At 42.0% G+C, this 18,511-nt stretch carries 10 protein-coding genes, 3 tRNA genes and 3 rRNA genes; 8 read left to right on the forward strand and 8 right to left on the reverse strand.

From position 1 onward, the window contains the following. Positions 1-27 precede the first annotated feature (27 nt). The 5 genes from murI to rrf all read left to right on the forward strand — a co-directional run bounded on the left by murI (position 28) and on the right by rrf (position 6,206). Positions 28-819, forward strand: coding sequence for a glutamate racemase (gene murI / locus RDV53_RS07070; RefSeq protein WP_005695625.1), 792 nt, complete (start codon positions 28-30; stop codon positions 817-819). 322 nt (positions 820-1,141) lie between these two features. Beyond that, positions 1,142-2,681 (forward strand): 16S ribosomal RNA (locus RDV53_RS07075). A 112-nt stretch (positions 2,682-2,793) separates the two neighbouring features. Further along, positions 2,794-2,869 (forward strand) — tRNA-Glu (locus RDV53_RS07080). A 180-nt stretch (positions 2,870-3,049) separates the two neighbouring features. Further along, positions 3,050-5,947 (forward strand): 23S ribosomal RNA (locus tag RDV53_RS07085). Between the two features lie 143 nt (positions 5,948-6,090). Continuing rightward, positions 6,091-6,206, forward strand: a 5S ribosomal RNA gene (gene rrf / locus RDV53_RS07090). Together the 16S, 23S and 5S rRNA genes with 1 tRNA gene alongside form the textbook arrangement of a ribosomal RNA operon. A 168-nt stretch (positions 6,207-6,374) precedes the next feature. Here rrf and glnE read toward each other — a convergent pair. From glnE to orn, 8 genes are all read right to left on the reverse strand, one after another. Further along, positions 6,375-9,308, reverse strand: coding sequence for a bifunctional [glutamate--ammonia ligase]-adenylyl-L-tyrosine phosphorylase/[glutamate--ammonia-ligase] adenylyltransferase (glnE, locus tag RDV53_RS07095; RefSeq protein WP_005695626.1), 2,934 nt, complete (start codon positions 9,306-9,308; stop codon positions 6,375-6,377). A gap of 3 nt (positions 9,309-9,311) precedes the next feature. Continuing rightward, a complete protein-coding gene (gene miaA, locus RDV53_RS07100) occupies positions 9,312-10,265 on the reverse strand; it encodes a tRNA (adenosine(37)-N6)-dimethylallyltransferase MiaA (protein WP_005695627.1) in 954 nt (317 codons plus the stop codon). Position 10,266: 1 nt separating this feature from the next. Beyond that, positions 10,267-12,114 carry a DNA mismatch repair endonuclease MutL gene (mutL, locus tag RDV53_RS07105; RefSeq protein WP_005695628.1) on the reverse strand — a complete coding sequence of 616 codons (1,848 nt, stop codon included), beginning with the start codon at positions 12,112-12,114 and terminating at the stop codon, positions 10,267-10,269. Positions 12,115-12,122: 8 nt separating this feature from the next. After that, the gene (locus RDV53_RS07110) at positions 12,123-13,736 is read right to left on the reverse strand and encodes an N-acetylmuramoyl-L-alanine amidase (protein ID WP_005695629.1); all 1,614 of its coding nucleotides are present in this window, start codon (positions 13,734-13,736) and stop codon (positions 12,123-12,125) included. An 11-nt stretch (positions 13,737-13,747) separates the two neighbouring features. Beyond that, positions 13,748-14,218, reverse strand: a complete 471-nt coding sequence (tsaE, locus tag RDV53_RS07115) for a tRNA (adenosine(37)-N6)-threonylcarbamoyltransferase complex ATPase subunit type 1 TsaE (RefSeq protein WP_005695630.1) — start codon at positions 14,216-14,218, stop codon at positions 13,748-13,750. A 115-nt stretch (positions 14,219-14,333) separates the two neighbouring features. Next, a tRNA-Gly gene (locus RDV53_RS07120) sits at positions 14,334-14,409 on the reverse strand. Positions 14,410-14,429: 20 nt separating this feature from the next. Continuing rightward, a tRNA-Gly gene (locus tag RDV53_RS07125) sits at positions 14,430-14,505 on the reverse strand. A 93-nt stretch (positions 14,506-14,598) separates the two neighbouring features. After that, positions 14,599-15,147 carry an oligoribonuclease gene (gene orn / locus RDV53_RS07130; RefSeq protein WP_032822840.1) on the reverse strand — a complete coding sequence of 183 codons (549 nt, stop codon included), beginning with the start codon at positions 15,145-15,147 and terminating at the stop codon, positions 14,599-14,601. 75 nt (positions 15,148-15,222) lie between these two features. On the opposite strand from orn, the gene rsgA reads away from it, so the two are divergent. The 3 genes from rsgA (at position 15,223) to ptsI (ending at position 18,477) form a co-directional block, all read left to right on the forward strand. After that, positions 15,223-16,260, forward strand: a complete 1,038-nt coding sequence (rsgA, locus tag RDV53_RS07135; protein ID WP_005695632.1) for a small ribosomal subunit biogenesis GTPase RsgA — start codon at positions 15,223-15,225, stop codon at positions 16,258-16,260. Between the two features lie 152 nt (positions 16,261-16,412). Further along, positions 16,413-16,670: a phosphocarrier protein Hpr gene (gene ptsH / locus RDV53_RS07140; RefSeq protein ID WP_005695633.1), complete on the forward strand. Its 258-nt coding sequence runs from the start codon at positions 16,413-16,415 to the stop codon at positions 16,668-16,670. 79 nt (positions 16,671-16,749) lie between these two features. Continuing rightward, complete coding sequence (ptsI, locus tag RDV53_RS07145) at positions 16,750-18,477, forward strand: phosphoenolpyruvate-protein phosphotransferase PtsI (protein ID WP_005695634.1); 1,728 nt, start codon at positions 16,750-16,752, stop codon at positions 18,475-18,477. Positions 18,478-18,511 lie beyond the last annotated feature (34 nt).

The raw sequence follows: 18,511 nt of genomic DNA on the forward strand, positions 1-18,511 counted from the left end.
GCGGTTATTTTTGAAAGAGTTTTATAAATGAATAAATCAACGGTACTCTTCTTTGATTCTGGAATGGGGGGCTTAAGCGTTTATCGGGAAGCGAAAAAGCTCATGCCAGATAACCATTATTTGTATTGCTTTGACAATGCAGGCTTTCCTTATTCAGAAAAATCAGAAGAAACTATCATTCAGCGAACATTGGATATTTGTAAAAAGATTAATCAAGATTATCCACTTGATGCTATTGTGATTGCTTGTAATACCGCGAGTACTGTGGTGTTACCGCCTTTGCGTGAACAATTTTCTATTCCGATTGTAGGAACCGTACCCGCCATTAAGCCTGCAGCAGAAATCTCACAAACGAAACATATTGGGCTATTGGCAACAAAGGGTACAGTTAAACGCCCTTATGTTAATGATCTTATTCATCAGTTTGCCTCCCATTGTGTAGTTGAACGATTAGGCTCAACTAAACTGGTTGAAATCGCAGAGCATAAAATCCAAGGAAAATCGGTCGATTTGATTGCATTGAAAAATGAATTAACTCCTTGGGCCTCAATAGAGAATTTAGATACGATTTGTTTAGGCTGTACCCATTTCCCTTTAATTAAAGATGAAATTCAAATTTGCTTACCTCAAGTGAAGAATTTTATGGACCCTGGATTCGCGATTGCCAAACGGCTACAATTTTTACTTGATAAATTAGAAGTGCGATCAAAATCTGAGATGAAAAATCAGGTTTTTTGTACGCAAGATGTAGAGAATAAATACCAATTAGAACAAGCGTTGGCTCTCTGGGGATTTGATGGAATTACCGTTTTAAAATGATTTTTTCTCGTTGTGTTGCTGCGTTTGTAAGCAAATAGCAAAAAAATTTACATTTTTTTACAAAAAGAGCTTGCAAAGGCATCTGAAATGCCTATAATACGCCCCACACAACGACGCGCTGTTGTGACTATTAAGAAAAAACCAGTGCGTCGTTCTTTTTTGCTCTTTAACAATATATCAGACAATCTGTGTGGGCACTTGTTGATTGACTTGTTTTAAAAATATTTTTTAATTTTGAAGTCTTAATAGGTGCTAACTAGAAATTCATAATACTTTTTTAAGTAGTGACATTTTATGTCAGCAGTATTGAGCGATTGAACTTGAATTGAAGAGTTTGATCATGGCTCAGATTGAACGCTGGCGGCAGGCTTAACACATGCAAGTCGAACGGTAACATAAAGAAGCTTGCTTCTTTGATGACGAGTGGCGGACGGGTGAGTAATGCTTGGGAATCTAGCTTATGGAGGGGGATAACTACGGGAAACTGTAGCTAATACCGCGTAGAATCGAGAGATGAAAGTGTGGGACCTTCGGGCCACATGCCATAGGATGAGCCCAAGTGGGATTAGGTAGTTGGTGAGGTAAAGGCTCACCAAGCCGACGATCTCTAGCTGGTCTGAGAGGATGACCAGCCACACTGGGACTGAGACACGGCCCAGACTCCTACGGGAGGCAGCAGTGGGGAATATTGCGCAATGGGGGCAACCCTGACGCAGCCATGCCGCGTGAATGAAGAAGGCCTTCGGGTTGTAAAGTTCTTTCGGTAGCGAGGAAGGCATTTAGTTTAATAGACTAGGTGATTGACGTTAACTACAGAAGAAGCACCGGCTAACTCCGTGCCAGCAGCCGCGGTAATACGGAGGGTGCGAGCGTTAATCGGAATAACTGGGCGTAAAGGGCACGCAGGCGGTGACTTAAGTGAGGTGTGAAAGCCCCGGGCTTAACCTGGGAATTGCATTTCATACTGGGTCGCTAGAGTACTTTAGGGAGGGGTAGAATTCCACGTGTAGCGGTGAAATGCGTAGAGATGTGGAGGAATACCGAAGGCGAAGGCAGCCCCTTGGGAATGTACTGACGCTCATGTGCGAAAGCGTGGGGAGCAAACAGGATTAGATACCCTGGTAGTCCACGCTGTAAACGATGTCGATTTGGGGGTTGAGCTTTAAGCTTGGCGCCCGTAGCTAACGTGATAAATCGACCGCCTGGGGAGTACGGCCGCAAGGTTAAAACTCAAATGAATTGACGGGGGCCCGCACAAGCGGTGGAGCATGTGGTTTAATTCGATGCAACGCGAAGAACCTTACCTACTCTTGACATCCAGAGAACATTCCAGAGATGGATTGGTGCCTTCGGGAACTCTGAGACAGGTGCTGCATGGCTGTCGTCAGCTCGTGTTGTGAAATGTTGGGTTAAGTCCCGCAACGAGCGCAACCCTTATCCTTTGTTGCCAGCGATTCGGTCGGGAACTCAAAGGAGACTGCCGGTGATAAACCGGAGGAAGGTGGGGATGACGTCAAGTCATCATGGCCCTTACGAGTAGGGCTACACACGTGCTACAATGGCGTATACAGAGGGAAGCGAGAGTGCGAGCTGGAGCGAATCTCACAAAGTACGTCTAAGTCCGGATTGGAGTCTGCAACTCGACTCCATGAAGTCGGAATCGCTAGTAATCGCAAATCAGAATGTTGCGGTGAATACGTTCCCGGGCCTTGTACACACCGCCCGTCACACCATGGGAGTGGGTTGTACCAGAAGTAGATAGCTTAACCTTCGGGGGGGCGTTTACCACGGTATGATTCATGACTGGGGTGAAGTCGTAACAAGGTAACCGTAGGGGAACCTGCGGTTGGATCACCTCCTTACCAAAAACGAGAGACAATAAGTGTCCACACAGATTGATTGATATATTGTAGAAAATGAATGAAGAGAGAAAAGTGCGTTAAGCAAGTGTAAGATAGAGTATCTTTATTTGTTGTCCCCATCGTCTAGAGGCCTAGGACATCGCCCTTTCACGGCGGTAACCGGGGTTCGAATCCCCGTGGGGACGCCAAATAAAGATAACTTTATTATCTTCTGTTCTTTAACAACCAGGAAACAAGCTGAAAAACTGAAGAGACTTTCAAGTCCTTTAAGGATAAGAAAAAGTCTGAGTAAGAAGAAAATCTTGATTGAACAAAAGCAATCAAGTGTTTAGTTAAAAACACAACATCAAGAATTTTTGAGGTTGTATAGTTAAGTGACTAAGCGTACAAGGTGGATGCCTTGGCAATCAGAGGCGAGGAAGGACGTGCTAATCTGCGAAAAGCTTGGATGAGTCGATAAGAGGCGTTTAATCCAAGATGTCCGAATGGGGAAACCCAGTAGATGAAGAATCTACTATCACTTATTGAATCCATAGGTAAGTGAGGCAAACCGGGAGAACTGAAACATCTAAGTACCCCGAGGAAAAGAAATCAACCGAGATTTCGTTAGTAGCGGCGAGCGAACGCGAAGGAGCCTGTTAGTGATAATGACAGAGACAGAGGAACAAGCTGGGAAGCTTGGCGATACAGGGTGATAGCCCCGTACTCGAAGTCCAGGTCATGGTACTAAGCTAACGACAAGTAGGGCGGGACACGTGATATCCTGTTTGAAGATGGGGGGACCATCCTCCAAGGCTAAATACTCCTGATTGACCGATAGTGAACCAGTACTGTGAAGGAAAGGCGAAAAGAACCCCGGTGAGGGGAGTGAAATAGAACCTGAAACCTTGTACGTACAAGCAGTGGGAGCCCTTTAAGGGTGACTGCGTACCTTTTGTATAATGGGTCAGCGACTTATATTTTGTAGCGAGGTTAACCGAATAGGGGAGCCGAAGGGAAACCGAGTCTTAACTGGGCGTCTAGTTGCAAGGTATAGACCCGAAACCCGGTGATCTAGCCATGGGCAGGTTGAAGGTTGGGTAACACTAACTGGAGGACCGAACCGACTAATGTTGAAAAATTAGCGGATGACTTGTGGCTGGGGGTGAAAGGCCAATCAAACCGGGAGATAGCTGGTTCTCCCCGAAATCTATTTAGGTAGAGCCTTGAGCGGACACCTTCGGGGGTAGAGCACTGTTTCGGCTAGGGGTCCATCCCGGATTACCAACCCGATGCAAACTACGAATACCGAAGAGTGATACTCAGGAGACACACGGCGGGTGCTAACGTCCGTCGTGGAGAGGGAAACAACCCAGACCGCCAGCTAAGGTCCCAAAGTCTATATTAAGTGGGAAACGAAGTGGGAAGGCTTAGACAGCTAGGATGTTGGCTTAGAAGCAGCCATCATTTAAAGAAAGCGTAATAGCTCACTAGTCGAGTCGGCCTGCGCGGAAGATGTAACGGGGCTCAAATATAGCACCGAAGCTGCGGCATCAGTAGCAATACTGTTGGGTAGGGGAGCGTTCTGTAAGCGGATGAAGATGGCTCGAGAGGGCTGTTGGACGTATCAGAAGTGCGAATGCTGACATAAGTAACGATAAAACGGGTGAAAAACCCGTTCGCCGGAAGACCAAGGGTTCCTGTCCAACGTTAATCGGGGCAGGGTGAGTCGGCCCCTAAGGCGAGGCTGAAAAGCGTAGTCGATGGGAAACGGGTTAATATTCCCGTACTTGGATAAACTGCGATGTGGGGACGGAGCAGGTTAGGTTATCGCACTGTTGGATATGTGCGTTTAAGTTGGTAGGTGTGAAGTTTAGGCAAATCCGGACTTCTTTAACACCGAGAGATGATGACGAGGCTCTACGGAGCTGAAGTAACCGATACCACACTTCCAGGAAAAGCCACTAAGCTTCAGGTTTATCTAAACCGTACTGAAAACCGACACAGGTGGTCAGGTAGAGAATACTCAGGCGCTTGAGAGAACTCGGGTGAAGGAACTAGGCAAAATAGCACCGTAACTTCGGGAGAAGGTGCGCCGGCGTAGATTGTAGTCCCTTGCGGATGAAGGTTGAACCGGTCGAAGATACCAGCTGGCTGCAACTGTTTATTAAAAACACAGCACTCTGCAAACACGAAAGTGGACGTATAGGGTGTGATGCCTGCCCGGTGCTGGAAGGTTAATTGATGGTGTAATCGAAAGAGAAGCTCCTGATCGAAGCCCCAGTAAACGGCGGCCGTAACTATAACGGTCCTAAGGTAGCGAAATTCCTTGTCGGGTAAGTTCCGACCTGCACGAATGGCATAATGATGGCCAGGCTGTCTCCACCCGAGACTCAGTGAAATTGAAATCGCCGTGAAGATGCGGTGTACCCGCGGCTAGACGGAAAGACCCCGTGAACCTTTACTATAGCTTGACACTGAACATTGAATTTTGATGTGTAGGATAGGTGGGAGACTTAGAAGTAGTCACGCCAGTGATTATGGAGTCGTCCTTGAAATACCACCCTTTAACGTTTGATGTTCTAACGAAGATTACGAAACGTGGTCTCGGACAGTGTCTGGTGGGTAGTTTGACTGGGGCGGTCTCCTCCCAAAGAGTAACGGAGGAGCACGAAGGTTTGCTAATGACGGTCGGACATCGTCAGGTTAGTGCAATGGTATAAGCAAGCTTAACTGCGAGACAGACAAGTCGAGCAGGTACGAAAGTAGGTCATAGTGATCCGGTGGTTCTGAATGGAAGGGCCATCGCTCAACGGATAAAAGGTACTCCGGGGATAACAGGCTGATACCGCCCAAGAGTTCATATCGACGGCGGTGTTTGGCACCTCGATGTCGGCTCATCACATCCTGGGGCTGAAGTAGGTCCCAAGGGTATGGCTGTTCGCCATTTAAAGTGGTACGCGAGCTGGGTTTAGAACGTCGTGAGACAGTTCGGTCCCTATCTGCCGTGGGCGTTGGAGAATTGAAAGGGGCTGCTCCTAGTACGAGAGGACCGGAGTGGACGCACCACTGGTGTTCCGGTTGTGTCGCCAGACGCATTGCCGGGTAGCTAAGTGCGGAAGAGATAAGTGCTGAAAGCATCTAAGCACGAAACTTGCCTTGAGATGAGTTCTCCCTGTCTTTAAGACAGTAAGGGTTGTTTAAGACTAAGACGTAGATAGGTCTGGTGTGTAAGCGGTGCGAGCCGTTGAGCTAACAGATACTAATTGCCCGAGAGGCTTAACTATACAACGCTCAAGGGTTTTTGAGGTTGTAAGACTAAAATAAAAAGACTCAGAGATGAAGAAGAAAGTTTTGAAGTGAATCAGCTTGTTTGGTTGTGAGCACTAGAGATAGTGAGAGCAGAGAGAAAAGTTATTAAAGGAATGATCCTGGCGGCGATAGAGCGGTGGTCCCACCTGACCCCATACCGAACTCAGAAGTGAAACGCCGATGCGCCGATGGTAGTGTGGGGCTTCCCCATGTGAGAGTAGGACACCGCCAGGTAGTGAATGTAGAACCCCGAGCTGAATGGCTTGGGGTTTTTGTTTATGGATTTTTATTATATTTGAATTTGATAAGTTAAAGTGCGGTAGAAAGTTAGTCTGTTTTTACGTAAAGAATATATAAAAAGGAGCTTATCCCAAATATCTGGTGATAGACTCCTTTAATCTTTTAAGAAAATAGCTTATTCCAGAAAGAACAAACAAATGCTCTTTCTTCTATAAATTCCGAATCATCAACAATGACAGGATTCCCTAATAAGTTCAGGTGATGAATTTTATTACGCAGTGTCACGTAGCAGGATTTGAGCTTTTCACACTCTGCTAGAGAAATAATGTGATATTCTGCCATTGAATCAAAGATACGGACGTTATCAGACCATTTGGTTAATATTGGATTAGTTGGAGCGTTCGCGAGCATCAGATACTGGGCGATAAATTCAATATCGGTAATGCCGCCACGATCGGTTTTGATATTAAAAAAGCCGTCTTTTGTATGAGATAAATGTTCGTACATTTTTTCACGCATTTCTCTTACTTCAATTTTTAGCTGATTAATATCTCTTTGAGCGGAAAGTACATTACAGCGAATTTTTTCAAATTCTGCTTTTAATTCAGTTTCACCAAAAATAGCACGGCTACGGACAAGTGCTTGCTTTTCCCAAGTCCATGCTTCATTGAGTTGATAGTTTTCAAATGCTTGAAGCGAACAGCCTAGTAAGCCCGCATCGCCTGAAGGTCGTAATCGCATATCAACATCGTAGAGTATGCCTGCACTCGTATTCATACTAAAAATACTGACAATTTTTTGAGCCAATCTTAAATAGAATTGATTGCTATCAATGGATTTTTTCCCTCCAATAGTTTGGCCTTCAACCGCTTGATATAAAAAGACTAAATCCAAATCAGATTTATATCCGAGTTCAATTCCGCCTAATTTACCGTAGCCAATGACTAAAAAGCCTTTTTCTGTTTTACCTACTAAATGTTCAGGTACACCAAATCGTTGACTGACTTGTTGCCAAGCAAAATTGACAACGGCATCAATGATTGCTTCAGCCAGATAAGTGAGATGATCGCTCACTTTCATAACAGGCAGTACGCCAAGAATATCTGCCGCTGCAACGCGTAATAAAATAGACTGTTTGAATTGGCGTAAACCGTCAATAAATTGTTCTTCATCATCTTGCGGTAATCGCAGCATATATTGCTTCAATTCATCAGGATATTGTGTGAACGGCAATGGATTACGTAGCGCTTCAGTATTTAATAATTCATCGAGTAGAATAGGGAAACGAGCGACTTGTTCGGCAATCATCTGTGATTGCGCACATAGTTCAATAAGCTGCTCAATGGCTTGAGGATTTTCTAAGAGTAATTCTAAATACGTCGTTCTACTCACAATTTTATCGACAATGTTGAGGATGCGTGGCAATAAAGTGCGGTAATTTTTTTGTTCAAATATTTGAGTGAAGATATTTGGTAATAAGTGAGCTAGAACTTCTCGACCTCTAGAGCCAATAACACGGCGCGCAAGCCCCTCTTTGAATTGAATAAATTTATCTAAGATATCGGAAATTGCGTCATCATCAATGTGATTATCAACCAACATTTGTTCAATGTCATCAAGATCACTTTCTAAAAAATCAATCCACTGATTATTGTCATCGGTACGTTCATCTTTTTCTTCACCAATTAATGCATCAAAAACTGACCGCACTTTTTGTTGGTGTGCTTGTAGTATTTGATAGAAATCATCCCAGTTTTCAATTGGATAAGATTTCATCGTAGTTTGATTGTTCTCATCTAAGCGAGTGTATTCTCGACAAGCGACCATTAATCTAAGGCGATTTTCTTCATCAGTTGGGAGAAGTTGCGTTTGTTGATCATCAATAGCTTGTAGTACGTTTTCAGTACGACGAAGGAAGATATAAGCGTCTCTTAATTCATGATATTGTTGAGGCGTAATTAAACCAAGATCGCGTATTTCGGGCAGAAGTTTAAGCAATTCATGTTGTTGGAGCTTAATCTCACGTCCACCACGAATCAGTTGAAAAACTTGCATAATAAATTCGATTTCTCGAATCCCGCCTGCGCCTAGTTTAATATTGTCTTTTAAGCCACGACGACGCACTTCACGCTCAATTTTACCTTTCATTTCACGTAAAGCTTGAATCACACTAAAATCAATATAGCGTCGATACACAAAGGGGCGAAGTAATTGCTGCAAGGTTTTTACATAGGGATCTTGCGCATCAGCGCCTAAAATACGCCCCTTAATCATGGCATAGCGTTCCCAGTCTCGCCCTTGATCTTGGTAATATTGTTCCATCGCAGAAAAACTTAAGGCAAGCGCACCGCTGTCGCCAAAAGGACGAAGGCGCATATCTGTACGATAGACAAAGCCATCTGGCGTGAATTGATCTAAAGCATTGATCAGACGTTGTCCTAAACGGGTAAAAAATTTGGCATTATCAACGGCTCGTCTTGCACCAACAGTTTCACCTTGCGAAGGATAGGTAAAAATTAAATCAATATCAGAGGAAAAATTTAGCTCAAAACCACCTAATTTTCCCATGCCAAGAATATAGAGTTGCTGAGGGTTGCCATTTTCATCACAAGGTGTGCCCATTTCTTCACAAGCTTGTTTATACAGCCAATCTCTCGCACCAATAATAAGACTTTCAGCAAGTTGAGAAAGACGAATAAAAATTTCTTCTACGGTAGCAAGATTTAAACTTTGGCAGAAACTGAGTTTTGCCATTTCTTGATTACGAAAATTTCGTAGCGTTTTGTAAAGCTGTTCTTCGTTTTGGATAGTGGAGAGTTGGTCAGCTAAACGGCTAGCGTAATGTTGACAATCTGAAAGTTGAGGAGGCGTTTGCCACCATTGAGCTAAAAAGTGCGGGTGTTTTTTTAAGACTTTTTCCAAGAAATCAGACAGACTAATGGCATAGTTGATTTGTCCAATTGGTGTCTTGAGATCTATTGCGTCTCGCTCGATTTGTTGGGTTATTTCATCAAGATTCATTGCAGGGAAATGTTGGCAAAGCACTTCGCCAAGTTGAATGAGTTTTTCAGTCGAAAGCGGAAGTGAAAGCGCCATAATTTACCCCTTAAAATGTTCGTCAATCTTGCGTAGTACGATTTCTTTAGCCTGTTGCGGTTGCAGACTATCTAGCCAATTTAATGGTGTTTTCCAGCCGCGCAGCCAAGTGATTTGTCGTTTGGCTAATTGTCGAGTTGCACAAATCCCCCGGAAGACCATTTCTTCATGATCATAGTCACCACGTAAATATTCCCACATTTGGCGATAGCCCACACAGCGGATAGAAGGCAAATCAGGATGGAGATCTTCTCGTTGGTAGAGTTTTTCCGCTTCTTCTTGGAAACCTAATTCGATCATTTTATGGAAACGTTGTTCGATACGTTGATGTAACACCGCACGATCTTCTGGAGCAATAGCAAATTGTAAAAATTGATAAGGCAATTCTTCACCTTTTTGTTCAGTTAATTCCGTTAATGATTTGCCCGTTAAATAGAATACTTCTAATGCACGATTAATGCGCTGTGAATCATTTGGATTAATACGTTCTGCCGAAATAGGATCAATTTTTTGTAATTCTTGATGAAGTACTGGCCAGCCAAATTTCTGCGCTTTTTCTTCAATCTCTAAGCGTAAATTTTCATCAGCAGATGGAAGGGGGGAAAGTCCTTCAATCAATGCTTTGTAATACAACATGGTGCCGCCAACCAAAAGTGGAATTTTGCCTTGCGCGGTAATATCGGCCATTTCTCTGAGCGCATCGTCACGAAAATTCATCGCAGAATAACTTTCAGCGGGATCTAAAATATCGATTAAGCGGTGAGGGGCAAGGGATAGTTCTTCTTTAGAAGGCTTTGCTGTACCAATATCCATACCTTTATAAATTAATGCAGAATCGACACTGATCACTTCTACGGGCAGGCTTTGACGTAATTGAATAGCAAGATCCGTTTTTCCGGAGGCCGTCGGCCCCATCAGAAAAAGTGCGGTTGGTTTGGAGTCAGTTTGTTGTGTCATATTACAAATCAGTTAAAAAAGGCTGCCAGTTAATTGGTTTCAGTAATGTATTAAATTTTTCTTGATGAGCTTTATTCAGTAAGCGTTCCGTTTCACTTAATAAGCTGACTGCATCCGCTAACACCTCAATCGGTTTCATCTCTAGCGTATGACAAAGTGCGGTCAGGAAATCAGGCATATTTTCTAGATGTTCAGCAAGCAGGCTCACCACACATTTTTGTAAATTTTGTGTACGTAAAATAGCTGGTACTTTGTTTAATGTAAGGCGTAGCTGGGCTTCATTCTCAATGAATTCAAAACCACTTTGTTGAAAATAGGCTTTTTGTTTTTGCCATTGTTCAAATTGTTTTTCATCTAAGCGAAAAATAATCGGAATGAGCAACGGCTGTTGTGAAATTTCACCTTGTTGTAAGGTTAATTCATAATTTAAGGTTTGCAATTTAGCTAATGACATCAAATAAAACTGCTGATTTTGTTGTAAAAGCAATGCTTTATTTTCAATTAATGCCAATGCACGTAAATAGCCTGCATTACTTGTCTGTGGGAGTTGTTGTTCAACGACAGGTGTTGTTAAAACTTGAGATGCTTCTGTTGGACGTACTAATTCCCCATATAAGCGTTGTTCGATCTTTGTAGGTTGTTCACGATAACCATACGACGGAACGAACTCACTACGGTTTGAAAAGTGCGGTCGATTTTCTGATTGTTTTTCACGAGGCTGATTATAATGCGAGGCGAAAATATTTTGCCCTGCCGCTGCACGATTAGGTTTTGTTTCATAGTGAGGTTGATATGAAGCCGAAGGCTCTCTTGCCTCATTCATCGCTGGCATTAAATCCAATTCAGCTTGAGGAATGGCATTGAGTGCATTTGTTACGCCTTGGCAGATAAAATCATGAATTAAACGAGCTTGATGGAAACGTACCTCGTGTTTTGTTGGGTGCACGTTGACATCGACATCATGTGGATTGAGATCGATAAATAGTACAAATGCAGGGTATTGCTCAGTATGCAAATGCTCCGCATAAGCTTGACGAATGGCGTGGGTGATCACTTTATCACGCACCATTCGTCCATTGATATAGCAATAGCTTAAATCATTCTGAGAACGGGTAAATTCAGGTGTCGCCACCCAGCCAGAAAGATGCAGATCATCATGTTTCCAATCAATACGTAAGGCATGTTGAACAAAATCATCGCCACAAATGGTAGCAACGCGTTTTAGTTGTTGTTCTTCATTTGCCGCAGGGCGGTATTGTCGAACAATTTTGCCGTTATGAGTGAGCGTAAAAGCGATATTAAATTTTGCTAAAGCAATTCGGCGAATGACTTCATCAATATGAGCAAATTCTGTTTTATCGGTGCGTAAGAATTTACGACGAGCTGGCGTGTTAAAAAAGAGATTCGCCACTTCAACTGTCGTGCCGACTGGATGAGACGCAGGTTTGATTATGGTTTCCATCTCTCGTCCTTGTGCATAGACTTGCCACGCTTCATTTTGCTCTGCAGTGCGAGAGGTAAGCGTGAGACGAGAAACCGAGCTGATACTGGCAAGGGCTTCACCGCGGAAACCTAAACTTAAAATGGCTTCTAGATCATCGAGATCGGCAATTTTACTGGTTGCGTGTCGAGCGAGTGCGAGTCTTAATTCCTCTTTAGGAATGCCACTGCCATTATCTCGAATACGAATCAGACTGGCGCCGCCGTTTTCAATATCAATATGAATTTTATTGGCACCCGCATCAAGGCTGTTTTCCACCAATTCTTTCACCACAGAGGCAGGGCGTTCGACCACTTCACCTGCGGCAATTTGATTAGCCAGCTGTGGAGAAAGAATTTTGATTGCCATAGGATTCCTTATTTTTCTTTAAGTTTGATTTTTTGCCCAGTCACGACTTTGCCATTTTTCAATGTCGGGTTCAGTTTTAAAAGACGATTAACCGGTACATTGTATTCACGAGAGATAGCATAGAGAGTTTGATCAGCTTTTACTGTATGGTAAAGCGGAGTTTCTTTCTTACTATTATCTTTCTTGTCATTCTCTTTTGAAGATGTGTCTTTTTTATCGTTACCTTTTTTCTCAGGTTCTTTTTTACTCTCGGTTTTTTCTTGTTTTTTATCTTTTTTAGAAACGGCTTTTTCAGCTTCAACAATCTTGCTATTTTTTCCTTTGTTGTCGGCTTTGGCTTTATCATCTGCTTTAGGTTTTTCTTCTACCTTTTTGCCTTTGCCGTTATCAGGAATTTTAATGGTTTCATTCAGCCAAAGCTCTTGACGTTTCAGTTTATTTAACTCAATAATTTCACTGACTTTCACATCATATTTGTTCGCCAAGCTACCAATGCTTTCACCTGGTTTCACTTTATGACGTACACCGCTGTCTTTGACATCGGAAGTGCGGTCAGCTTTTTCGGTGTTTTTCTCTTCTTTTTTGATCGGTTCTTCCGTTTTTTTGCCTTTGCCATTATCAGGAATCTTAATGGTTTCATTTAACCAAAGTTCTTTGCGTTTCAGTTTATTTAACTCAATGATTTCGCTGACTTTGACATCATATTTATTTGCTAGGCTACCAATGCTTTCACCTGGTTTCACTTTATGGCGAATACCGCTGTCTTTCACATCAGAAGTGCGGTCAGATTTTTCATTGTTTTTATCGTTTGATTTTGTAGATTTGCTGTCTTGCTCATCACTAGGTGGAACGGCAATTGCTTTTAAATTACCATTACGATAAGCAACCAAACCTTCGTAAATCATATAAGCAATACGACGACGATAAGCAATGGTATTCAGTTTCTGTTCTTCTTCCATATTGGAAAGGAATCCCGTTTCCACCAGAACTGAAGGAATATCGGGTGAACGTAATACGCCAAGGCTTGCATGTTGTGGGGTACTACGGCTTAAGGATGTGACTCGAGCAAAGCGACGTAAAATGCTGTTACCAAGTTCATAGCCTGTATGTTGGCTATGACCAAATTGTAGATCGAGTACGGTTTGATCTAAATATTTGTCATTGTTATTGGAAAGTACTTTTCCTGCACCACCTAAAAGCTCAGAGCGTTTTTCATCATCTTCTAACCATTGTCCCATTTCATCATTGGCACGGCGATTGGATAGCACCCAAACTGATGCACCACGTTGGTCTGAATTCAGGGAGGAGTCGGCGTGGATAGATACGAGAAAATTAGCTTTATATTTACGTGCGATTTCAGAACGTTCTGGCACGGAAATGTAGTAATCGCTACTGCGTGTTAAGACACCTTTGAAATTAGGATCTTTATCTAATAAGGCTTTTAATTCTCGAGCGATAGAAAGGGTGACATTCTTTTCATAAATGCCGAGGTTTTTTCCGATTGCACCGGGATCTTTACCGCCATGACCAGGATCAATGGCGATTGTCCATTGTGGTGCGGCAAATACGGTGGTAGAAATTAGAGAAAATATTCCAAAAAGAAACGAAAATTTTGCTTTCATGTAAATCAATTTTATAGTTGTGTCAAAATATGCTCACCCACTGAGTTTTGAGCAATTAGCGTAATGTTGCGAGCATCGTCGTAATAATCAATATTTACTAGTAAATCAGCCTCAGGCAAGATGCCCTCACCTTTTTCTGCCCATTCGATTAAGCAGATACAATTTTGGCTGAAATAATCACGAATGCCCATAAATTCCAATTCTTCAGGATCGGCAAGACGATATAAATCGAAATGATAAATCATTTTCCCTGCAATGCTATATTCTTCCACTAACGTATAAGTAGGGCTTTTGACATTGCCTTGGTAGCCTAAACCTTGCACCATTCCACGAGTCAGGGTGGTTTTCCCTGCACCAAGATCGCCATTAAAATAAAGCACAATGGCATTATCTTTCGGTTGTTTTACAAGCACTTCTGCCAGTTTTTTACCAAAACGGAGCATCGTGCCTTCATCAGGAATGTATTGGGTTAATTCGGTCATTCTTAGAGTGATTTTTTAGGTTAAAGTTTCTGGGGGATTTTATCGTATTTTGAAGGGAATATGTAGGGAAAATACAATAAAAAATCCGCTGCTTTTCAGCAACGGATTGAGAATTTGGAGCGGGAAACGAGGCTCGAACTCGCGACCCCGACCTTGGCAAGGTCGTGCTCTACCAACTGAGCTATTCCCGCAGGGTATTCATGTGAAAATTTGGAGCGGGAAACGAGGCTCGAACTCGCGACCCCGACCTTGGCAAGGTCGTGCTCTACCAACTGAGCTATTCCCGCATTTCACATTGGTGAATGAGGCAACATTATACGAAAAAATTTATTCAACGCAAGCGTAGATTTTGCAAATGATTGAGTTTGCCTAAGTTTTCATCAACCCAGATTGATAAAGTGCTCACGGTAGTAAGCTAACTCTTTAATTGATTCACGAATATCATCAAGGGCTAAATGAGTATTGCCTTTTTTAAATCCTTCTAAAATCTCTGGTTTCCAGCGAGAAGCCAATTCTTTTAATGTGCTGACATCCACATGACGATAATGGAAATAATCGGCTAAATCAGGCATATATTTGTAAAGAAAGCGTTTATCTTGGGCGATGCTATTACCACAAATCGGTGAAGCGCCTTTTGGTACCCAACGTTTTAAAAAATCTAATGTTTGTAATTCAGCTGCACGCTCAGTAATTTTGCTCGCTTTAACACGTTCCACTAAGCCATTCGCTGTGTGGGTTTTTACGCACCATTCGGACATTTTGTTTAATAATTCATCACTTTGATGCACCGCAATCACAGGTCCTTCAGCTAAAATATTGAGATCTTTATCGGTCACAATGGTCGCAATTTCAATAATGCGTTCTTTTTCAGGATCTAATCCGGTCATTTCTAAATCGATCCAAATCAGATTTTGTTTATCTAATTGCATAATATAAGGTATCCTATAAACATTTTTAATCCCGTTTATTTTAACGAAAAACATCGGAAAAAACGACCGCACTTTATGAGCAAACGTAAACTAACGCAAAATCAAACTCGTCGAATTCAATCAAATAACGCGAAAGCCTTGCATCGCCACAAGAAGAAAGAAGTGGAATGGCAAGATGATATGCTAGGCGAAAGTCAAGATGGGGTAGTCGTTACGCGTTATTCAGTTCATGCAGATGTAGAAAATGCACAAGGCGAAATTTTCCGCTGTAATTTACGTCGTACACTTTCTAGTCTCGTGGTTGGAGACAAAGTGATTTGGCGGCAAGGTAATGAACAGCTCCAAGGTGTGAGTGGCGTGATTGAAGCTATTCACCCAAGACAAAATGAAATTGCTCGTCCAGATTATTATGATGGGCTGAAACCGATTGCGGCCAATATCGATCGTATTATTATTGTTTCTGCGGTGGTGCCGGTACTGTCACTCAATATTATCGATCGTTATTTAGTGGTGTGTGAAAATGCGGGGATCGAACCTGTCATTGTGGTGAATAAAGGCGATTTACTGGATGCCGAGCAAGAGCAGAAAGTGGAAAGCCAGTTACAGATTTATCGTGATATTGGTTATCAGACCATCATCATTTCTGCTGAAACCGGAAAAAATATGGAAAAATTGACCGCACTTTTAAGTGACGGAACATCCATTTTTGTGGGACAGTCAGGGGTCGGCAAATCCAGTTTAATTAACCATATTTTACCAACGGTCAATGCGCAAGTCGGTGGCATCAGTGAAACCTCTGGCTTGGGACAACATACCACAACCTCTTCTCGTTTATATCACTTACCACAAGGTGGTAATTTGATTGACTCACCAGGGATTCGTGAGTTTGGGCTATGGCATTTGGAGCCCGATCAAATCACCAAAGGTTATCGTGAGTTTCAATATGTCTTAGGCACGTGCAAATTCCGAGATTGCAAACATTTGAATGATCCAGGCTGCGCATTACGTGAAGCGGTAGACGCAGGTCGGATTTCACTAATACGTTATGAGAATTATCATCGCTTAATTGAGAGTTTAAGTGAGACAAAATCACAACGTCATTTTTCTGTGTAGTGGACAATTTACTGTAAATTAGGTATAAAGTACCCCTAATTTCGTGATGTAGCTCAAGTTTTTTTGTGTTTAGCCTTGATTATTGGGCATTTAATAGAGATACTACAGCAGATTTATAGATTAAATTTTACAATTACTATAGAGGTAACATTATGTTCTCAAAAGATGTGGAAATTACAGCTCCTAATGGTTTACATACCCGTCCAGCGGCGCAATTTGTTAAAGAAGCGAAAGCGTTTGCTTCTGATGTAACAGTGACCTCCGGTGGTAAAAGTGCAAGTGCGAAAAGCCTATTTAAGCTACAAACTTTAGGCTTAACGCAAGGAACTGTAATCACCATCTCGGCGGAAGGTGAAGACGAACAACAAGCCGTTGAACATTTAGTCGCATTAATTCCTACTTTAGAATAATTTACGATTAGCCATAGGATTTCTATTCTATGGCTATTGTTTATCTAACCTTTAATAAATTATCTCGGAAGGTAAAAGTATGATTACAGGTATTCCAGCGTCACCAGGTATCGTTTTTGGTAAAGCCTTAGTATTAAAAGAAGAAAAAATTGTTCTTGATACGCAAAAAATTTCAGAAGATCAAGTTGAGGCAGAAGTTGCCCGTTTTTATGCTGGGCGTGAAGCGGCTGTTGAGCAGCTTAATTCTATTCATCAACGTGCATTAAAATCTTTAGGTGAAGAAAAAGCGGCCATCTTTGAAGGCCATTTAATGATCCTTGAAGATGAAGAATTAGAAGAAGAAATTATTGATTATCTTCGTTCGCACAAAGTGAATGCGAGTGTGGCAGCAAGTAAAATCATCGATCAACAAGTTGAAATGTTGTCTGAAATTGATGATGAATACTTAAAAGAACGTGCGGGTGATATTCGCGATATCGGTAATCGTTTAATCAAAAATATTTTAGGCATGCATATTGTGGATCTTGGTGATATTACCGAAGAATCCATCCTTGTGGCTTACGATTTAACTCCATCAGAAACTGCTCAATTAAATTTAGAAAAAGTATTAGGTTTTATCACAGATATTGGTGGTAGAACATCTCACACCTCAATTATGGCTCGTTCACTTGAATTGCCGGCCATTGTAGGGACAAATGATGTCACAGCACGAGTGAATACAGGTGATTATCTTATTTTAGATGCGGTAAACAACCGTGTTTATGTGAATCCGACTCAAGCTGAAATTGACGAATTAAAAACATTAGAAGTAAAACTTGCTGAAGAAAAAGCAGAATTAGCGAAATTAAAAGATTTGCCTGCAGTGACCCTTGATGGTCATAAAGTCGATGTAGTAGCGAATATTGGTACGATTCGTGATTGCGAAGGTGCACATCGTAATGGTGCAGAAGGGGTAGGTTTATACCGTACAGAATTCCTCTTTATGGATCGTGATCAATTACCAAGTGAAGAAGAGCAATTCATTGCTTATAAAGAAGTGGTTGAAGCAATGGAAGGTTGTTTAGTGGTATTACGTACCATGGATATCGGCGGTGATAAAGAGCTTCCATATTTAAATTTACCAAAAGAAATGAACCCATTTTTAGGATGGCGTGCGGTACGTATTGCCCTTGATCGTCGTGAGATTTTACACGCACAATTAAGAGCGGTATTACGTGCGTCAGCATTTGGTAAACTTGCCGTGATGTTCCCGATGATTATTTCGGTAGAAGAAATTCGTGAATTAAAATCTGTGCTTGAAACCTTAAAAGCAGAATTGCGTGCAGAAGGTAAAGCTTTTGATGAAAATATCCAAGTGGGTGTCATGGTTGAAACACCATCTGCAGCGGTGAATGCGAAATTCTTAGCGAAAGAAGTGGATTTCTTTAGTATTGGTACAAACGATTTAACGCAATATACGCTAGCTGTTGACCGTGGTAATGAATTAATTTCTCACTTATACAATCCAATGTCACCTTCAGTGCTCGGCTTGATCAAACAAGTGATTGATGCCTCTCATGCAGAAGGCAAGTGGACTGGTATGTGTGGTGAGTTAGCCGGTGATGAACGAGCAACCTTATTGTTGCTCGGTATGGGCTTAGATGAATTTAGTATGAGTGCAATTTCTGTGCCACGTATTAAAAAATTAATTCGTCATATGAATTATCAAGAGGTGAAAGCCTTAGCTGATGAAGCATTACAAAAACCAACCGCTGCTGAAATTGAGCAATTAATTCAAGCTTTTTTAGCAGAAAAATCGTTAAACTAGATACAAAAACAGAGTTTTACGTTAAAATACCAGC

The sequence above is a fragment of the Haemophilus parainfluenzae ATCC 33392 genome, assembly GCF_031191205.1.
GTDB classification, from domain to species: Bacteria; Pseudomonadota; Gammaproteobacteria; order Enterobacterales; family Pasteurellaceae; genus Haemophilus_D; species Haemophilus_D parainfluenzae.

What these genes read in the sequence shown, in the direction of transcription:
- tsaE (WP_005695630.1), bottom strand. Translation starts at nt 14,218, where the DNA reads ATGACCGAATTAACCCAATACATTCCTGATGAAGGCACGATGCTCCGT.
- ptsI (WP_005695634.1), top strand. Translation starts at nt 16,750, where the DNA reads ATGATTACAGGTATTCCAGCGTCACCAGGTATCGTTTTTGGTAAAGCC.
- miaA (WP_005695627.1), bottom strand. Translation starts at nt 10,265, where the DNA reads ATGACACAACAAACTGACTCCAAACCAACCGCACTTTTTCTGATGGGG.
- murI (WP_005695625.1), top strand. Translation starts at nt 28, where the DNA reads ATGAATAAATCAACGGTACTCTTCTTTGATTCTGGAATGGGGGGCTTA.
- rsgA (WP_005695632.1), top strand. Translation starts at nt 15,223, where the DNA reads ATGAGCAAACGTAAACTAACGCAAAATCAAACTCGTCGAATTCAATCA.
- RDV53_RS07110 (WP_005695629.1), bottom strand. Translation starts at nt 13,736, where the DNA reads ATGAAAGCAAAATTTTCGTTTCTTTTTGGAATATTTTCTCTAATTTCT.
- orn (WP_032822840.1), bottom strand. Translation starts at nt 15,147, where the DNA reads ATGCAATTAGATAAACAAAATCTGATTTGGATCGATTTAGAAATGACC.
- ptsH (WP_005695633.1), top strand. Translation starts at nt 16,413, where the DNA reads ATGTTCTCAAAAGATGTGGAAATTACAGCTCCTAATGGTTTACATACC.
- mutL (WP_005695628.1), bottom strand. Translation starts at nt 12,114, where the DNA reads ATGGCAATCAAAATTCTTTCTCCACAGCTGGCTAATCAAATTGCCGCA.
- glnE (WP_005695626.1), bottom strand. Translation starts at nt 9,308, where the DNA reads ATGGCGCTTTCACTTCCGCTTTCGACTGAAAAACTCATTCAACTTGGC.